Here is a 12861-nt window from a genome sequence, read left to right as displayed (position 1 = left end):
ATCGCCTCCAGCTCGGCCTGCGCCGCGTCGATATCGACCCGCAGCGGCGCCACGGCCGCGTCCAGATTGCCCTGCACCTCGTCGGCCGCCGCGGCCGCCTCATCTGCCCGCGCCTGCGCCGCATCGATGGCCGCCTGCACCTCGTAGGCCAAGTCGATCGCCCCCACCCGCACATCGTCGGTGGTGACGGCGATCCACCCACTCCATTCGGTGGGCCAGCCGGTGATCAGGCGGGCGCGCACTTCATAATCTGTCGCGGGCAGCACGCCGTCGATCACATAGGTGCCCGCGCTGACATCCTGCGTCGAGCCCCGCAACGCGACCTCCGTCGTGCCTTGGAGGCGCAGCTGCCAGCGGATCCCCCGGGCCGCGATCCCGCTCGCCCAGCTCAGCCGGATCGCCGGGCGCCGGGGGCGCCCAGCCCCATCCACGAGCGTGATCGCCACTGCCGCAAACCCGTCCACCGGCTGCGACGGCGGGGCGGGATTGACCGGGGCGATCGGGGTGAAGGGCCGCTCATAGTCGCTCGACCAGCTGTAATCGTCCGGGTCCACCTCGCGCAGCGTGACGGCCACGCACATCCCGGCGGTTTTCTGGAGCCGCTCGACGATGAACAGTTTTGCCACATAGCCGTTGCGCGCCGAGGTCCAGCTGATCATGTCCAGCGGCTCAAGCGCATAGGCCATCGGCGGCAGATAGAACTGGTGCTGCCGCATGCGCCGGTAAGCGCGCATTTGCGCCCGCATGAGGCGCTGCACCTGACGGGCATAGGGCGCCGCATTATAGCGCACCGATGTGGGCAGATACCGCCCGCCATCATCCGCCGTGGCATCCGCGTCGACATATTCCGGAGCATCTTTCGACGTCCATTTCTCGGCGGGCTCGGGGTATGTGGCCGAGAGCGCGTTGAATGTCTCGCTCACCGCAACGAAGGGGCGATAGCTCTGCCCCTCGGTGATCAGGATGTCCTCGTCGGTGATCGACAGCACCGCCGCGGCCGGAATGTCCACCAGGGGCTTGAGCATGCCGCCGACCTCGGCAAAGCGCATGTTCGCCGCATGCCCGATCTCATCGATCACGTCACGCGGATCCATGTCCACGGTGATCTCCGCCCCGGCGCGACAGGCCTGCTCCGTGCCGCCGCCCGATAGCGCCACCGGAGCCCCACAGGCATTCATCGCCGCGACCCATTCCGCGAACGGCAGGCGCCATGCCGCGAGATCTCTGCCGCCGAAGATCCATTCGTCGCCGAGACAGATCCCGCGGGCGATGTTGTAGGCGATGACCGCGGCATTCTGCGTCGGCAGATAGGTCGACCGGTCCCCCCAGCGCATCGGCCCGGAGCCGCCCGCCGTGGAATCGCTGCGCGGGTCATACATCGCGAGCGGCGCGGGCTCCCAAAGATAGTTGGGATAGCTCGTCAGCGTGTCGCCATCGTATTGCGTGGTCAGGATGACGTAGCTCTTGCCGGTGCCGATGTGATCCGCCGTCCAGGGGTAATCCGGGTCGTCGCCAAAGGCCCAGAGCAGATAGGGATCGGCCTCGGTCTGCGTGCCGTCATAGTGCTTGACCCAGATCCGCGGCTGGATGCTGTCGGCATTGTCGCGGTAGGTCGCGAGGGAGTGGCCAACGTAGATCTGCCCCGCACCCGGCGTCGCGCTCGCCTGCCAGGCCAGATCGCGCACGGCGCCCGGCGTCCAGCTCTCGCTGACGAAGGCATGGGCGTAATCGTCGGCGAGGTACGCGGCTTTTTCGTCATCGACCCAGACGCCGGAAAGCCCCTGCGGCAGGCACGAGATCTCGATCACCCTGACGTGGTAGCGCGTATTGCGGCCCCAGCTGCCGGAATATTTCTGCTTCCCCGCCGTCGCATAGGTTCCGACCGTGAAGGCCAGCGGCGTGGCGTCACCATATTCGGTTTCCAGGCTGACATCGATCCCGGGCTTTTTGGCGAACGACTTTGCCAGTGCCGTCGCCGCGGCATTGGCCAGAAGCCCGACCACGAGCGAGGGCAACGCGAAGGTATAGGCCACGCCGCCCGCGAAGACCGTGAACAGCGGCACCGCAGGCCCGGCCTGCGCGGCCTCGGCCCCGGCCGCGAGAACGGCCGTGATGAGCAGGAGCAGTTTTTTCATGATATGTCAGCCGACCTTGAAGGCGCGCACCGCCGCCGCGCGCTCGCGCGGGCCGATGCCATCGAGGCCCAGAACGATCAGCGTGCCGCCGTTGACGATCCCGAGCGCGCCGATCTCGCCCTCATCGAGGAACGCGATATCCCCGACATGCGCCTGCGACGGATGGATCTCCGGCAACACCGCCGCCACCGCATCGCCGAGGCTGTCAAACCCGGCCGCGCGCAGCACCCGAGCCGCACCCGATGCCGAGCGGTACCGCCCCCGCCATGCGGCGGCGAGATCCTCGCCCGTCATCGCCAGCACCGCGCCCGCGGCGAGCCCGAGCGCACAATCACGGCGCCCCCAGGCAAAGCCCTCGCGCCGATGCGCCTCGATCTCGGCATGCAGCCGGGCGCGCCAATCGGCGCGACGCGTCACCCCTTGTACCATGGGTCTTTCTTCTCCTTGATCACCCCGGCGTATTCGCAAAAGCGATCTGTGCTCAGGCGGCGCTTTTGATGCGTGTCCGAAGATTTTGCCGGGTTCACCGCCCCGAGCTGCGTCATGATCTCGGAGCGGATCGAGAGCGCGATGCCGCCCTCGCCGCCCGCGGCGGGCGTCGAGACCGGCCCCTCGTCCACAATGCCCACCCATTGCAGCTGCGGCGCCGAGGTGAGCGCACCGCCGGTCATCGTCGTCGCATGGATCTCGACATAGGCGAGCCGCACATCGAGGCCGCGCACGAGCTCTTGTGCGGCCTCAGCAATCTGGCTCAGCGAGACCGTCACCGGGGTGTCGGTGAGATCGGCGACATACTCCACCCCCTCGACCGCAAGCCCGCAGCCGCCGAGGTAAAGACGGCTTGCCGTAGTGCCATCGGGCGCCGTGAGCACGAGTGTCACATCCTCATCACCGGACCAGAACCCCATCGGCGCGGCCGCCCCCGTGTCGCGATCACGGGCAACGATCCACACCAGATGAACCGGCGCAATGCCCTCTTCCGGCGCCGCCGCAAGGCGTGCCGCAAGCGAAGCGTCCAGGATCCTCATGTCAGACCTTTTGCAGAAGGGTGAGAGCGGCGCCCTGGCTGTAACACCCGGGCATCGCCGTAAAACCGGTGTAGTCCTCGACCATCGCCTTGAAGACCGGCCGCGCCATCTCGACGGCATCGCCGGTCGCCACCCCGAAGGGCAGATAGGGATAGACCGAGAGCGCGGCGAGCGTGCCGGAAGCATCCGCCACCCCCGCCTCGACAAAGGTCGCAAACCAGACCCGGCCCGCGCCATGCGCAATGCTGAGCCGGTCACCGATCGCGACCGCATAGCCCGCGGCAAGCCCCGAGAGGGCAAGCGCGGTGCGATCTTGCGCGATCGCGGCGACGATCACGCCATCGCCCGGCGCGCCGCCCGCCGCGGGCAGGTAGACCGGATCGGTCCAGAGGAAGGTTTTTGCCATGCCGTCGAGCGCGAGGATCTTTGCATCCACCTCGCGCGCCTCCGCCCAGGAGCGCGCCACAAGCGGCACCGTCGCCGTCCAGAGTGGCGTGGCAAGGCGCGCCGACCAGAGCTGCCCGCGCCCATTGCCGGACATCTCGTCGAAACGCCGCAGGGCAAGCGGGATCTGCGTTTCCTTGATATGCGCGCTCAGAAACGCCAGCGGATAAGGAAAGGTCAGCGCCATCAGCGTTTCCTCGGATTGGCGTTGATCGACTGCACCCGCTGCGGCAGCGCCCGGTCGAAGCGCGCGAGCCCCTCGCGCATCTCGGCCCGCACCGTCGCCAGGATCTTGCCGTCATCGCTGATCGTGAGCTCGGAGGCGGACATCGCCAGGCCCCCGCCCTCGCGCTCCATCATGCGCCTGGAGACATCATGCGGAATGATCCGCGTGCCGCTCGGCAGATCGACAATCTCGCCGCCGCGTTCGTTGATGCGGGTGAGCCCGCCCTTCCAGTTCGGGGTGCCGTTGGCATTGGCCCCGATCCCGAGGCTCGAGAGGATGCCGCCCAGAAAGCCGTTCCCCGTGCTTCCAAAGAGCCGGTCGAAGGCCGCGTTGAGCATCATCTCGCCCAGCTTGGCGATGATCTGGCCGAGCGCCTCCTTGAAGCTCGACGCCCCGGTCAGGAAGGAGGAGAAGGCGCCGGTGATCGACTGGCGCCAGCTGTCGGTGGCGTCCTGCAGCGCCTGCATCCCGTCGATCTGCTGCACCAGCGCGGCGATCTGCCTGCCGCTCGCCGAGGCCGCGGAGACGCCCGCCTCCCGCAGCTTGTCGAAGATCGTGCGCTCGGTCCCGGTGGCGAACATCGTCGCCTTCAGCTTCGCAAGATCCTCGTTGAGCCCCTTGAGCACCTTTTGCAGATCCGAGAGCTTGCCCGCGGCCCCGCCGCCAGATCCGCCCCCGCTGCCGCCATTGTTCAGCGTGGTGAGCTCGGAGTTCGTCGCGGTGACCGCCGCGCCGAGCCTCCCCACCGCCGCGCTTGCCGCCTCGAAGCCCGCCGTCACTTTCGAGGAGGCGCTCTGTGCCATTTTGTCCGCGGCCTCGCCAGCCTCAGCCCCGGCTTCGGCCAGCTTCCCGGAAAGAGCACTTGCTGACGCGACCACGCCAACAAGTGCTGATTTAAGCCCTTCGACCTGAGAAAGCTCCCAGACAAAATCATGGAACTTCGATGCCATTTCGGAGAGCGCCCAGAAGAAGGCCGACTTCATCCGCTCCCAGACAGCGGCCAGCCCGTCCGGGATCGCCCCGGCGCTGGTGACAATGCCGTCCCAGACCCCGGAGGCCACCGCGCCCAGAAGCGAAAGCGCCTTGCCAAACCCGCCCGCCGCCGCAACGAGCGCCATGAACTTGCCCACGAGCCAGCCCGCCCCGACAATGAGCGCGCCAAACCCGGTGGCGATCAGCGCCCGCCCCATCAGCGTGAAGGCCCCCGCGAGCGCCCGCGTGGCATTGGCCGCGAGGATCGAGGCGAGCGTGGTGCGCCCGAGCGTCATCTGATACGTGGCCGCGGCCGCGGAAGCGGAGATGATCGCGCGCACCGCCGTGGTGCCGAGCGCAATCGCAAAGCGCCCGGCAAAGAGCGTCGCGACCACGGCCGCCGTTCCGGCGAGCGTGCGCATCATGGTCATCAGCGTCTCGGCATGCGCGCGCAGGCTGGAGGCCACGGCCGTCACCGCTTCCGCCGCCGCCATCAGCGCGGGCACGACCATCGCGCCGATCGTGTTCTGCAGCCCCGTCCAGGCGAGCTGCATCTGCGCGAGCGCCCCCTTGCCCGCCTTCAAGGACGCAATGGTGCTGCCGTCCATCACCGCGCCGACCCGCTCGGCCATCGCCGCATATTCGGCCATGCCCGCGCCGCCATTGCGCAAAAGCGGCAGGAGCCCGGAGGCCTCATCGGCCACCGCCTCCATATAATAGATCATCTCCGCCTGCGAGAGCTTCGCCGTCTCCAGCGAGGTGACATAGAGCTGGAGCGCATCCGCCCCCGAGAGGTTGCGGAACTGCGCCGCCGTCACCCCGACCTTGGGCGCGATCTTCTCGAAGAAGTCGGCCATCTCGCCGCCGCCGGTCTGCAGGAAGTCGCCCACCCGGTCATTGGTGTCCTTCAAAATGTCGGAGAGCTTGCCCTCTTCGATGCCGACACTTCTCGCCCCCGCGGCCCAGCCCTGGAACTGCTCGGGCGTGGTGTTTGCAAGCGTCGAGAGGCGCTGGATCTCGGCACCGGCATTGATCGCCCCAAGCCCCATCGCGACAAAGGCCGATTGCATGGAGGCCGCAATGCCCCCCGCCATCTTCCCCGCCCGCGCGGCAAAGCTGGCGAGCGTCCCCTGCGACCCCTTGAGGCCCTTCGAGAATTGCGCCGCGTCGAGCCCCAGGTTCACCCGGAGCGCGCCGATAACAGAAGATGCCATGGATGTCCCTCAGTGACGGGCGAGCGCCCGATCGATCCTGTCCCAGGCCGCGTGGAACCGCTTCACCCGGTCGTGCCGGTCTTCCGGCAGGCCGACGAAGCGTTCGAGCGGGATTGTCTTTTGCAGATGCGGCAGCATGGCCCCGAACCAGACGAGCTCGCGCTCGCGCTGCAGCCGCTTTGACGCCCCCTCGAAGTGGATTAGAAGAAGGCGCGGGGTCAGCGCCCAGAAGGCGCCGGGGTCGAAGCCCGCCGCGGTGTAATCCCGCAACAGGCCCGTGATCGTTACCGCTTCGCCCGCCCGGCTTTGGCCGGGCGTTTGACGTTTCCCGGGGCGGCCTTGGCCGGGCGTTTGACGTTTCCCCGTGCGATCTCCGGGGCAACCTCCGGCGCGGCCGCGGCCGAGGCGCGCGCCACGGCATCGGCATTCGTGCTCAGGATCTGGCCTGCCAGTTGCAGCGTCATCTCGGGATGGCGCTGGCGCAGCCCCGCCCACATCAACACTCGCAGATCCGAGGCCGAGATCTTCCCCGCCTCCATCCCTTCGAGCTCGGTGAGCGCATTCTTGCCCGTCTCCCCCTCGAAGTCGCACAGCGCGTTGAAGTCGAGCACCATCGTATAGCGCGCGCCCTCATGCGTGAGATCGACCTCGCCCTTGAATGCATTTGCCATCGATCACGCCTCCTGCGGCAGCGTCGGGTTCGGCGTGATCCGCTCGAAGATCTTGCAACCCAGCGACACCATGCGCTTCTCGCCGACCGAGCCCGAGGGAATATAGGTGTTGACGTAGCCGCGATAGCTGCGCTGCAAGCCCCCCACGACAAAGGCGATCAGCACATCTTCCCGCGTGCCCGCCTCGGTCAGCGTCGCCAGCTCGTCGAGCAGGATATGGCTCGGATGCTCCGGCCAGAACTGCAGATCCTGCGACCAGTCCGCCGCCGCGAGCATGCCCGGCATGGTCTCCTTCGAGCGCCCCGGCGATTGCATATGCGTGGTGCTGATGTCGTCGGGGGTCTTTTCCGGCATCGCGACCTCTTCGACGCCCAGGATCTGCGTCCAGCTCACCACGTCATTCGCGCTGCGCCCGATCCAGAGCTCATCCTGCCAGCCGATATCGGCCTGCGAGGGAACCTCAATCATTGCCTTCTCTCCAGTTCGTCAAAAAATCCATCGAAACGCGAAAGGGGCGATCGCTCGCCCCCGGTTCATCGTCATCGTCGCGCCGATCCGCGAGCAGGATCCCGCGGAAGCCCCCGCCCCGGTATCCGTGCAGCCGCGCGATCACCGCACGCGCCAGCGCGTCTGCCTCCTCATAGCCAGGCGCATGGCAATCAACCTGCACCCGCCCCCGCCAGAGCCCATCGGGCCCCTGCATCGTCATCCCGTCCACATGGCCGATCAGGTGCAAGATCACCGCGGGCAGCGCCGTGCCCTGCGGCAGCCGCCCCCAGGCGATCTTTTCCGCGCTGATCACCGTGCCCAGAAGCGCGCGCAAAGCCTGTTGCATCGCTCACCTCCCCTTCGCCGCGGCGCGCGCGGCCTTGCGCGCCGCCCGCGCCGCCGCCTTCTCGATCTCGGCCCAGAGGATCGGCTTCAGCCGCGCGATCGTCGGGCCCGCCTCGGCATCAAAGGCCGGGCGCATGAAGGGCCGCGGCGGCGTGCCCGGATGCAGCGTGCCCGCAAACAGCCCGCCATTGCCGTGCGGCGCGGTGCCGAACTCGACGAGATGCCCAACGCGACCACCGCTCCCCTTGACGTAAGACGGCCCGAGAAAGAGCTCGATCGCCGTGCGCTCTTCCAGCGTGAGCTTGCGGTGCAGCTTGCGCTGCGAGCCATTCAGAAGCGACCCGAACTTGATGCTCTCGCGTAGCTTGCCGGTCTTGACCGGGGCAAGCGCGCGGGCCCGCTCCGCCATCGGCTCGGCCGCCTTGCGCAGGGAGCGGCGCAACACGCTGCGCCCGACCGACTTGCTCAGATTGTCGAGCGCCCGTTCGAGATCGGCGAGCCCCTCGATCCTGAGCCGCGTGCTGTTTGCCATCACTCCACCCTCGCTTCTGCCGTGATCTCCAACCGGCGCGCGCCGATCTCCTTGATGCCGGTGATCTCATAGACCCGCCCCCCCGCGACGAGCCGGTCGACGGGCCGGATCGCAAGCGTGAAGGGGGTCGCGACCACAACAAAGCGGCTCACCACCGTCGCCTCGGTCCAGCCCGCCAGCGCGCGTTCGGCATCCGAGACATCGCGGCGGCTGGCCCAGATCGGGGCGCCAAAATCATCCGCCGCCGGATCGGCCGTGGTCCAGCGCCGCTCCGCGCTGAAGCCCGTGTCCGTGATCCCCGCGCGCCGGAACTGAATGCGCCGGTCGAGCCGCGCCATCACGCCACCACCTGCGGGCGGCGATAGCGCATCTGCGCAACCAGACGCCGGAACCCGAAGCTCAGCACCGGCGCGGTGTAGCTTTCCTCGACCGTGATCCCCGCCTCGTGCCATTCCATCGCCAGCATCAAGATCGCCTGGCCGAGCTGCGGCGGCACCACCGCGCCCGGCGCATAGCCGACATCGAGCGCAATCGTCGCCCCCGAGACGGCCTCGCGCGCGATCGAAGGCTCGCTGAACGGGCACGCGATCTCCGATCCCGCGCCGCCCACAAGGCCGATCACCGGCGCAAACGGCAGCCAGAACCGCGACCAGCACCCGCCCGGAAGATCGAGCTCCACCTGCCGCGGCACGATCATCCGGTTCGTCGCCGTCTCGACCACCGCCGTCGCGGTGGCGAGCAGCTCGCCGATCAGCACCTCGTCAGCCTCGTCAATGTGGCGCTGCCGGGCGAACTGCGCCACGGTAACCGGCAGCCCCTCGGGCGGGCTCAGCACACGCATGGCCCGTTACTTGCCCTGCTTGGGCAGACCGGTGTCTTCGGCGCCCGCCGCGCCCGTCCCTTCGCCCTTCTCGTCGTCAGCCTCCTCTTCCGGCATCTCGATCGGCGACCAGTCTTCCTCCTGGTCCGCTTCGCGCTGCGCCACCTCGGCTTCGCGCGCCAGAAGTTCGGCCTCGCGCGCATCGAGCTCATCGGCCCGGTGATCGAGATCCGCCTGCGCCTTTTCCAGCGCGGCAAGCGCATCCTTCAAGGCGGGATCGGTCGCAGCCGCGACCGCCAGCGCCGCCTTCGGCTGGCGGGAATGTTTTTCCGCTGCGCCGCGCGCAAGCAGGGCGCGCGCCGCGCTCTCTTCGAGCGCCGCCACCTCGCCGGTGTTGAACGGCCCATGCGGGCGGGTGAAGCGGAGGGCGATTTTTGCCATGGGGATGCCTTTCAAAAGGAGGATCAGCCGGTGCAAGGAGCCCCCGCACCGGCGAGAAGCGGATCAGAGCGACCAGCCCGCGGCGTTGAAGCCCGAGAAGGCAACGTCATGTTCGAGCGCGAAGTCATGCTCCGAGATCGTGCGCATCAGCGTCAGATCGTTCTGGAAAGCCGAGACAAAATTGGCGCCGTCACTGTATCCCGCCTCGGTCGACATCGAGATCGTGAGCTCCAGGCTGTCCCCAATCATCGCCTCCGAGAACTCGCCGAAGTAAACCTCGGTCTCGTCGCCCTCAGAGCCGAGGCTGTTCGGGATCTGCGAGGTGACATGGATCGGCGCCCCCTTGAGCTGCCCGCTCGCATCGATCGAGGGGTAAAGGATATTGCCATTCGCATCGCGCAACGAGGCGAGCCAGTTCTTCGTCGAGGCGCGCATGATCCAGCCCGGCTTCGTCAGCGCCACATTCGCATCCTCGACCACCGAGACCGCCTTGCGCAGCGCCAGATCTGCCGCGACCGCACTCGCCGCGATGCCCGCATCCTGCGCCGCGAGCCAGTTCCCCGCCGCAATCCAGTTGCGAATGCCGGTCGGCGTATTCGCCGACCCATCGCCCCGGATGAAGGCCAGATCCTCGCGCAGCGCCATCACCTTCAAAAGATCGTCGCGCACCATCTGCGCCATCGCGAGCCCCGAGTGACGCAAAAGCGAATTGCCGATCGGCACAAGCCCGGTCAGCTTCTTGAAGCTCTGATCGAGCTTGTCAAAGCTCGGCTCGCTCGGCGCGATCGCGGCATTCTCACCCTGATAGGTCGCCGTCGCCGCGGCGAGCTGCCTGGCGTGGCGGATCTGCCCCGCGGGCATCGGGAAGGTCCGCGCCCCCGCCGCGCGCACCACCACGCGGGCGCGCAAAAGCTCGATCAGCCCCTCGGCCATCGGGCGCGGGATCGTCACGCCCCCCGCCGCCTCGGTGGCCCCCGAGAGCGCCGCCGAGATCCCCGAATGCCCCTCCCCCTCCAGATAGGCCGCCGCCTTGTCGCGATCCCCCCGCGCCCGCGCCAGAGCATGCACGACAAAGCCGACCTCGACGCCCTGCTGCGCCGGATCCTGCGGCTGCGCCGCCGCGCGCGGCAAGGTGCCCGCCCCCGCACCCTCATCGCCCACGGCCGCCGCCGCCAGCGCCGCCTCCGCGGTCTCGGCGCGCTTCACCTTGGCATCAAGCCCGTCAAAGGCCGCTTTCGCGGTCTCAAAGGCCGCAAGCGCCGCGACATGCTCGGGCGCCTCTGCCCCCGCGCCCGCCGCCTCGATCTGCTCGATCGCATCGGCCGCGGCAGAAAGCGCGCTCGCGGCGGCCTTCCGGTCGCGGCGCAGATCGTCAAGTTTGGTCATGGTGTACCCCAGTGCAAAAAGCCGCCCGAAGGCGGCGGTGTGGACCTGCCGCGACCGGCAGGAAGATGAAGAGTTTCAGAGCGCGGCGCGGGCCAGTGCTGCCGCCGCGATGGCGCCAAAGCGCGCCGAAGGGGCCGGGCGCGCCGCCGCCCCATGGGCCGAGATCATCCGCGCATAAAAGGCCGCCCGCGTCTCGATCGTATCGGCCAGCCCCCGCGCCACCGCCTCCGCGCCCCGGAAGCACGCCCCGCCATCGCAAGGATCGCCGCTCACCGAAAGCCGCGCGGCAAGATCGCCCGGCGGAATGTTCCGCCCGCGCGCCACCGCCGCGTGGAACGCCGCCTCGATCTCGTCGAGCGCGCGCAGGAGCTCCGCCATCCCCGCCTCGGTCCCCGGATCGGGGCGCTTGGCGCGCGCATGGCTTGACGTCAGCCGATAGGCCTGCTCGCCCCGCGCATCCGGCCCGACCACGCTCGTGGCCTCAAGCGCCACCCCGATCGAGCCCACCACACCGCCCGGCGTGAGCGCGATGGAGCTGGCCTGTGAGGCCAGCCAATAGGCCGCCGAGGCCGCCATCGGCGCGGCAATCGCATGGACGGGCTTGCGCGCCCCCGCCGCGGCCACCGCCTGCGCCGCATCCTCGCAGCCAAGCACCAGCCCGCCCGGACTGTCGAGATCGAGCACGATCGCCGCCACATCGGCCCGCTCGGCAAGCTCGGCCATCGTCTCGGCCAGCCCGAAGTAGGTGGACCAGCCAAACCACGCCTCCAAAACCGCACTGTTCGGTGTCAGGATCCCGCGCACCGGCACCACCGCGAGCCCGCGCTGCACCGTGAAGCGCTCGGCCCCAAGTGCCGCTTCGGCCCCGCGCGCTGCCGCTTCGGGGGATGCCGCCTCGGGCACTTCCCGCGCGAGCATGTCGCGCGCAAACTCCGCCGCAATCGCCACCGGCGCCCCCGCCAGCATCGCCCCGATCTCACTGCGCATCGCTCTCTCCTTTGGTGTCGCGCGTCATGTTCGAGGGCGGATAGAGCCGATCCCCGCCCGCGATCGGCGCAAGCCCCTCCTTGATCCGCCCCTCGTCGGGCGTCATGAACGGCCCGCCAATCGCCGCCTTCAGCGCGTCATAGCGTTCCTTCGTTGTCGGCCGCAGCAACGTGTCGAAGTCATGGCGGAAGAAGAACCCCGCCCGCCGCTCCCGATCGGTGAGCAGCGAGAGCGCATATTGCTGCTCCAGAAGCCCGCCCCAATGCAGCAGGCAATCGGTCAGATAATCCGTCGCCGCCTGCTCGGAGTTCGCCTTCACCCCATATTCGAGGATCTGCAGTTTTGTCGGCGGCACCCGGTAGATCGAGGCGATCTGTTCGCGGTCAAAGCGGCGCGTTTCCAGAAGCTGCTGATCGGCCGCACTGACATCGAGGCTCTTGATCTCGTCGCTCCCGCCCAGAATCGGAATGCCCTTCCCCTCGGGATCGTCGAGCGTCGCGCGCAACCGGCGCTGGTTGCGGTAATAGGCCTCGTCATCGTCATAGACGTCCTCCATCCTGACATAGGCCTTGAGAAAGGTGCCCGAAGCATTGCGCGCCGCCGCCTCCTGCCCGGCAAGCGCGATCCCCACGCTCTCGGCCGCAACCTCGATCGGTGAGCGCCCGGTCCAGCCATCGAGCGCCATATAGCGCAGATGCACCATCGCCCGCGCAGGCACCCGGCGCAGCACCCCGGCCCCATCCTCGATATCGTAAAACCGCGCCCGCCCGGCCTTCAGCACCGAGACCGCATCGGGCAGAAGCGTCTCGACCAGCACGAGATCACCGCCACCATCGCGCGGCGCATAGGCATAAGCATTGCCGCGCAGCGCGAACACATAGGCGAGCGCAAAGCGCATCACGATCGCCGGAATGCCCGGCGCGCTCTCGACATTGAGCAGATAGGCCGCCGGATGATCGCGCACCCGCTGTTCCTGCCCGTTCGCACCCCGCTGATAGAGCTTCAGCGGCACCTTGCTCAGATCGCCCGCGATCACGTTGCAGCAGCTGAACACCGTCGCATGTTTCTGCGCCGCACCCGGCGAGACCCGCGGCAGCGACTTCACCCGGCTCTGCCCGCCCCAGCCGATCTCCGAAAGCCACCCCGCCGGGGCCGAGATCCCCGAGGCCGG

General features: G+C 68.4%; 16 protein-coding genes. All 16 read right to left on the bottom strand.

Annotation, left to right across the window (positions count from 1 at the left end; translation table 11 throughout):
* On the bottom strand, positions 1-2135 hold a 2135-nt coding region (locus tag CRO22_RS17870; protein ID WP_217991930.1), incomplete at its 3' end, for a phage tail protein.
* A 6-nt stretch (positions 2136-2141) separates the two neighbouring features.
* On the bottom strand, positions 2142-2564 hold the full coding sequence (locus CRO22_RS17865) for a DUF6950 family protein (RefSeq protein ID WP_097071504.1): 423 nt from the start codon (positions 2562-2564) through the stop codon (positions 2142-2144).
* The gene (locus CRO22_RS17860; protein WP_097071503.1) at positions 2549-3163 is read right to left on the bottom strand and encodes a hypothetical protein; all 615 of its coding nucleotides are present in this window, start codon (positions 3161-3163) and stop codon (positions 2549-2551) included. The genes CRO22_RS17865 and CRO22_RS17860 overlap by 16 nt, the downstream gene beginning before the upstream one ends.
* Position 3164: 1 nt before the next feature.
* Positions 3165-3794, bottom strand: coding sequence for a hypothetical protein (locus CRO22_RS17855; protein WP_097071502.1), 630 nt, complete (start codon positions 3792-3794; stop codon positions 3165-3167).
* Positions 3794-6019, bottom strand: coding sequence for a phage tail tape measure protein (locus CRO22_RS17850; RefSeq protein ID WP_097071501.1), 2226 nt, complete (start codon positions 6017-6019; stop codon positions 3794-3796). The genes CRO22_RS17855 and CRO22_RS17850 overlap by 1 nt, the downstream gene beginning before the upstream one ends.
* A gap of 9 nt (positions 6020-6028) precedes the next feature.
* Positions 6029-6289, bottom strand: coding sequence for a hypothetical protein (locus CRO22_RS17845; RefSeq protein ID WP_097071500.1), 261 nt, complete (start codon positions 6287-6289; stop codon positions 6029-6031).
* A 14-nt stretch (positions 6290-6303) separates the two neighbouring features.
* Positions 6304-6690, bottom strand: coding sequence for a GTA-gp10 family protein (locus CRO22_RS17840; protein WP_097071499.1), 387 nt, complete (start codon positions 6688-6690; stop codon positions 6304-6306).
* 3 nt (positions 6691-6693) lie between these two features.
* Positions 6694-7158, bottom strand: a complete 465-nt coding sequence (locus CRO22_RS17835) for a phage tail protein (RefSeq protein WP_097071498.1) — start codon at positions 7156-7158, stop codon at positions 6694-6696.
* Positions 7151-7525 (bottom strand): tail completion protein gp17, encoded by a 375-nt coding sequence (gene gp17, locus CRO22_RS17830; protein WP_097071497.1) that lies wholly within the window; start codon positions 7523-7525, stop codon positions 7151-7153. The genes CRO22_RS17835 and gp17 overlap by 8 nt, the downstream gene beginning before the upstream one ends.
* Before the next feature lie 3 nt (positions 7526-7528).
* Positions 7529-8056 carry an HK97-gp10 family putative phage morphogenesis protein gene (locus tag CRO22_RS17825; protein ID WP_097071496.1) on the bottom strand — a complete coding sequence of 176 codons (528 nt, stop codon included), beginning with the start codon at positions 8054-8056 and terminating at the stop codon, positions 7529-7531.
* The gene (locus tag CRO22_RS17820) at positions 8056-8394 is read right to left on the bottom strand and encodes a phage head completion protein (protein ID WP_097071495.1); all 339 of its coding nucleotides are present in this window, start codon (positions 8392-8394) and stop codon (positions 8056-8058) included. Before CRO22_RS17820 ends, CRO22_RS17825 begins: the two co-directional genes overlap by 1 nt.
* A complete protein-coding gene (locus tag CRO22_RS17815) occupies positions 8394-8897 on the bottom strand; it encodes a head-tail connector protein (protein ID WP_097071494.1) in 504 nt (167 codons plus the stop codon). Before CRO22_RS17815 ends, CRO22_RS17820 begins: the two co-directional genes overlap by 1 nt.
* Before the next feature lie 6 nt (positions 8898-8903).
* Positions 8904-9317 carry a hypothetical protein gene (locus tag CRO22_RS17810; RefSeq protein WP_097071493.1) on the bottom strand — a complete coding sequence of 138 codons (414 nt, stop codon included), beginning with the start codon at positions 9315-9317 and terminating at the stop codon, positions 8904-8906.
* 63 nt (positions 9318-9380) lie between these two features.
* Positions 9381-10703, bottom strand: a complete 1323-nt coding sequence (locus CRO22_RS17805; protein ID WP_097071492.1) for a phage major capsid protein — start codon at positions 10701-10703, stop codon at positions 9381-9383.
* A gap of 75 nt (positions 10704-10778) precedes the next feature.
* Complete coding sequence (locus CRO22_RS17800; RefSeq protein ID WP_097071491.1) at positions 10779-11690, bottom strand: S49 family peptidase; 912 nt, start codon at positions 11688-11690, stop codon at positions 10779-10781.
* On the bottom strand, positions 11680-12861 hold a 1182-nt coding region (locus CRO22_RS17795; RefSeq protein ID WP_102024769.1), incomplete at its 5' end, for a phage portal protein. The genes CRO22_RS17800 and CRO22_RS17795, both read right to left, overlap by 11 nt.

The sequence above is a fragment of the Rhodobacter maris genome, from assembly GCF_900217815.1.
Lineage (GTDB): Bacteria > Pseudomonadota > Alphaproteobacteria > Rhodobacterales > Rhodobacteraceae > Rhodobacter > Rhodobacter maris.
The sequence above is the reverse complement of the archived record's forward strand: the minus strand, read 5'-3'. Positions and strand labels throughout refer to the sequence as shown.

Coding starts and splice junctions, on each gene's coding strand:
- CRO22_RS17840 (WP_097071499.1), bottom strand. CDS start 6,690: ATGGCAAATGCATTCAAGGGCGAGGTCGATCTCACGCATGAGGGCGCG.
- CRO22_RS17860 (WP_097071503.1), bottom strand. CDS start 3,163: ATGAGGATCCTGGACGCTTCGCTTGCGGCACGCCTTGCGGCGGCGCCG.
- CRO22_RS17820 (WP_097071495.1), bottom strand. CDS start 8,394: ATGGCGCGGCTCGACCGGCGCATTCAGTTCCGGCGCGCGGGGATCACG.
- CRO22_RS17850 (WP_097071501.1), bottom strand. CDS start 6,019: ATGGCATCTTCTGTTATCGGCGCGCTCCGGGTGAACCTGGGGCTCGAC.
- CRO22_RS17825 (WP_097071496.1), bottom strand. CDS start 8,056: ATGGCAAACAGCACGCGGCTCAGGATCGAGGGGCTCGCCGATCTCGAA.
- CRO22_RS17855 (WP_097071502.1), bottom strand. CDS start 3,794: ATGGCGCTGACCTTTCCTTATCCGCTGGCGTTTCTGAGCGCGCATATC.
- CRO22_RS17805 (WP_097071492.1), bottom strand. CDS start 10,703: ATGACCAAACTTGACGATCTGCGCCGCGACCGGAAGGCCGCCGCGAGC.
- CRO22_RS17865 (WP_097071504.1), bottom strand. CDS start 2,564: ATGGTACAAGGGGTGACGCGTCGCGCCGATTGGCGCGCCCGGCTGCAT.
- gp17 (WP_097071497.1), bottom strand. CDS start 7,525: ATGCAACAGGCTTTGCGCGCGCTTCTGGGCACGGTGATCAGCGCGGAA.
- CRO22_RS17815 (WP_097071494.1), bottom strand. CDS start 8,897: ATGCGTGTGCTGAGCCCGCCCGAGGGGCTGCCGGTTACCGTGGCGCAG.
- CRO22_RS17810 (WP_097071493.1), bottom strand. CDS start 9,317: ATGGCAAAAATCGCCCTCCGCTTCACCCGCCCGCATGGGCCGTTCAAC.
- CRO22_RS17800 (WP_097071491.1), bottom strand. CDS start 11,690: ATGCGCAGTGAGATCGGGGCGATGCTGGCGGGGGCGCCGGTGGCGATT.
- CRO22_RS17835 (WP_097071498.1), bottom strand. CDS start 7,158: ATGATTGAGGTTCCCTCGCAGGCCGATATCGGCTGGCAGGATGAGCTC.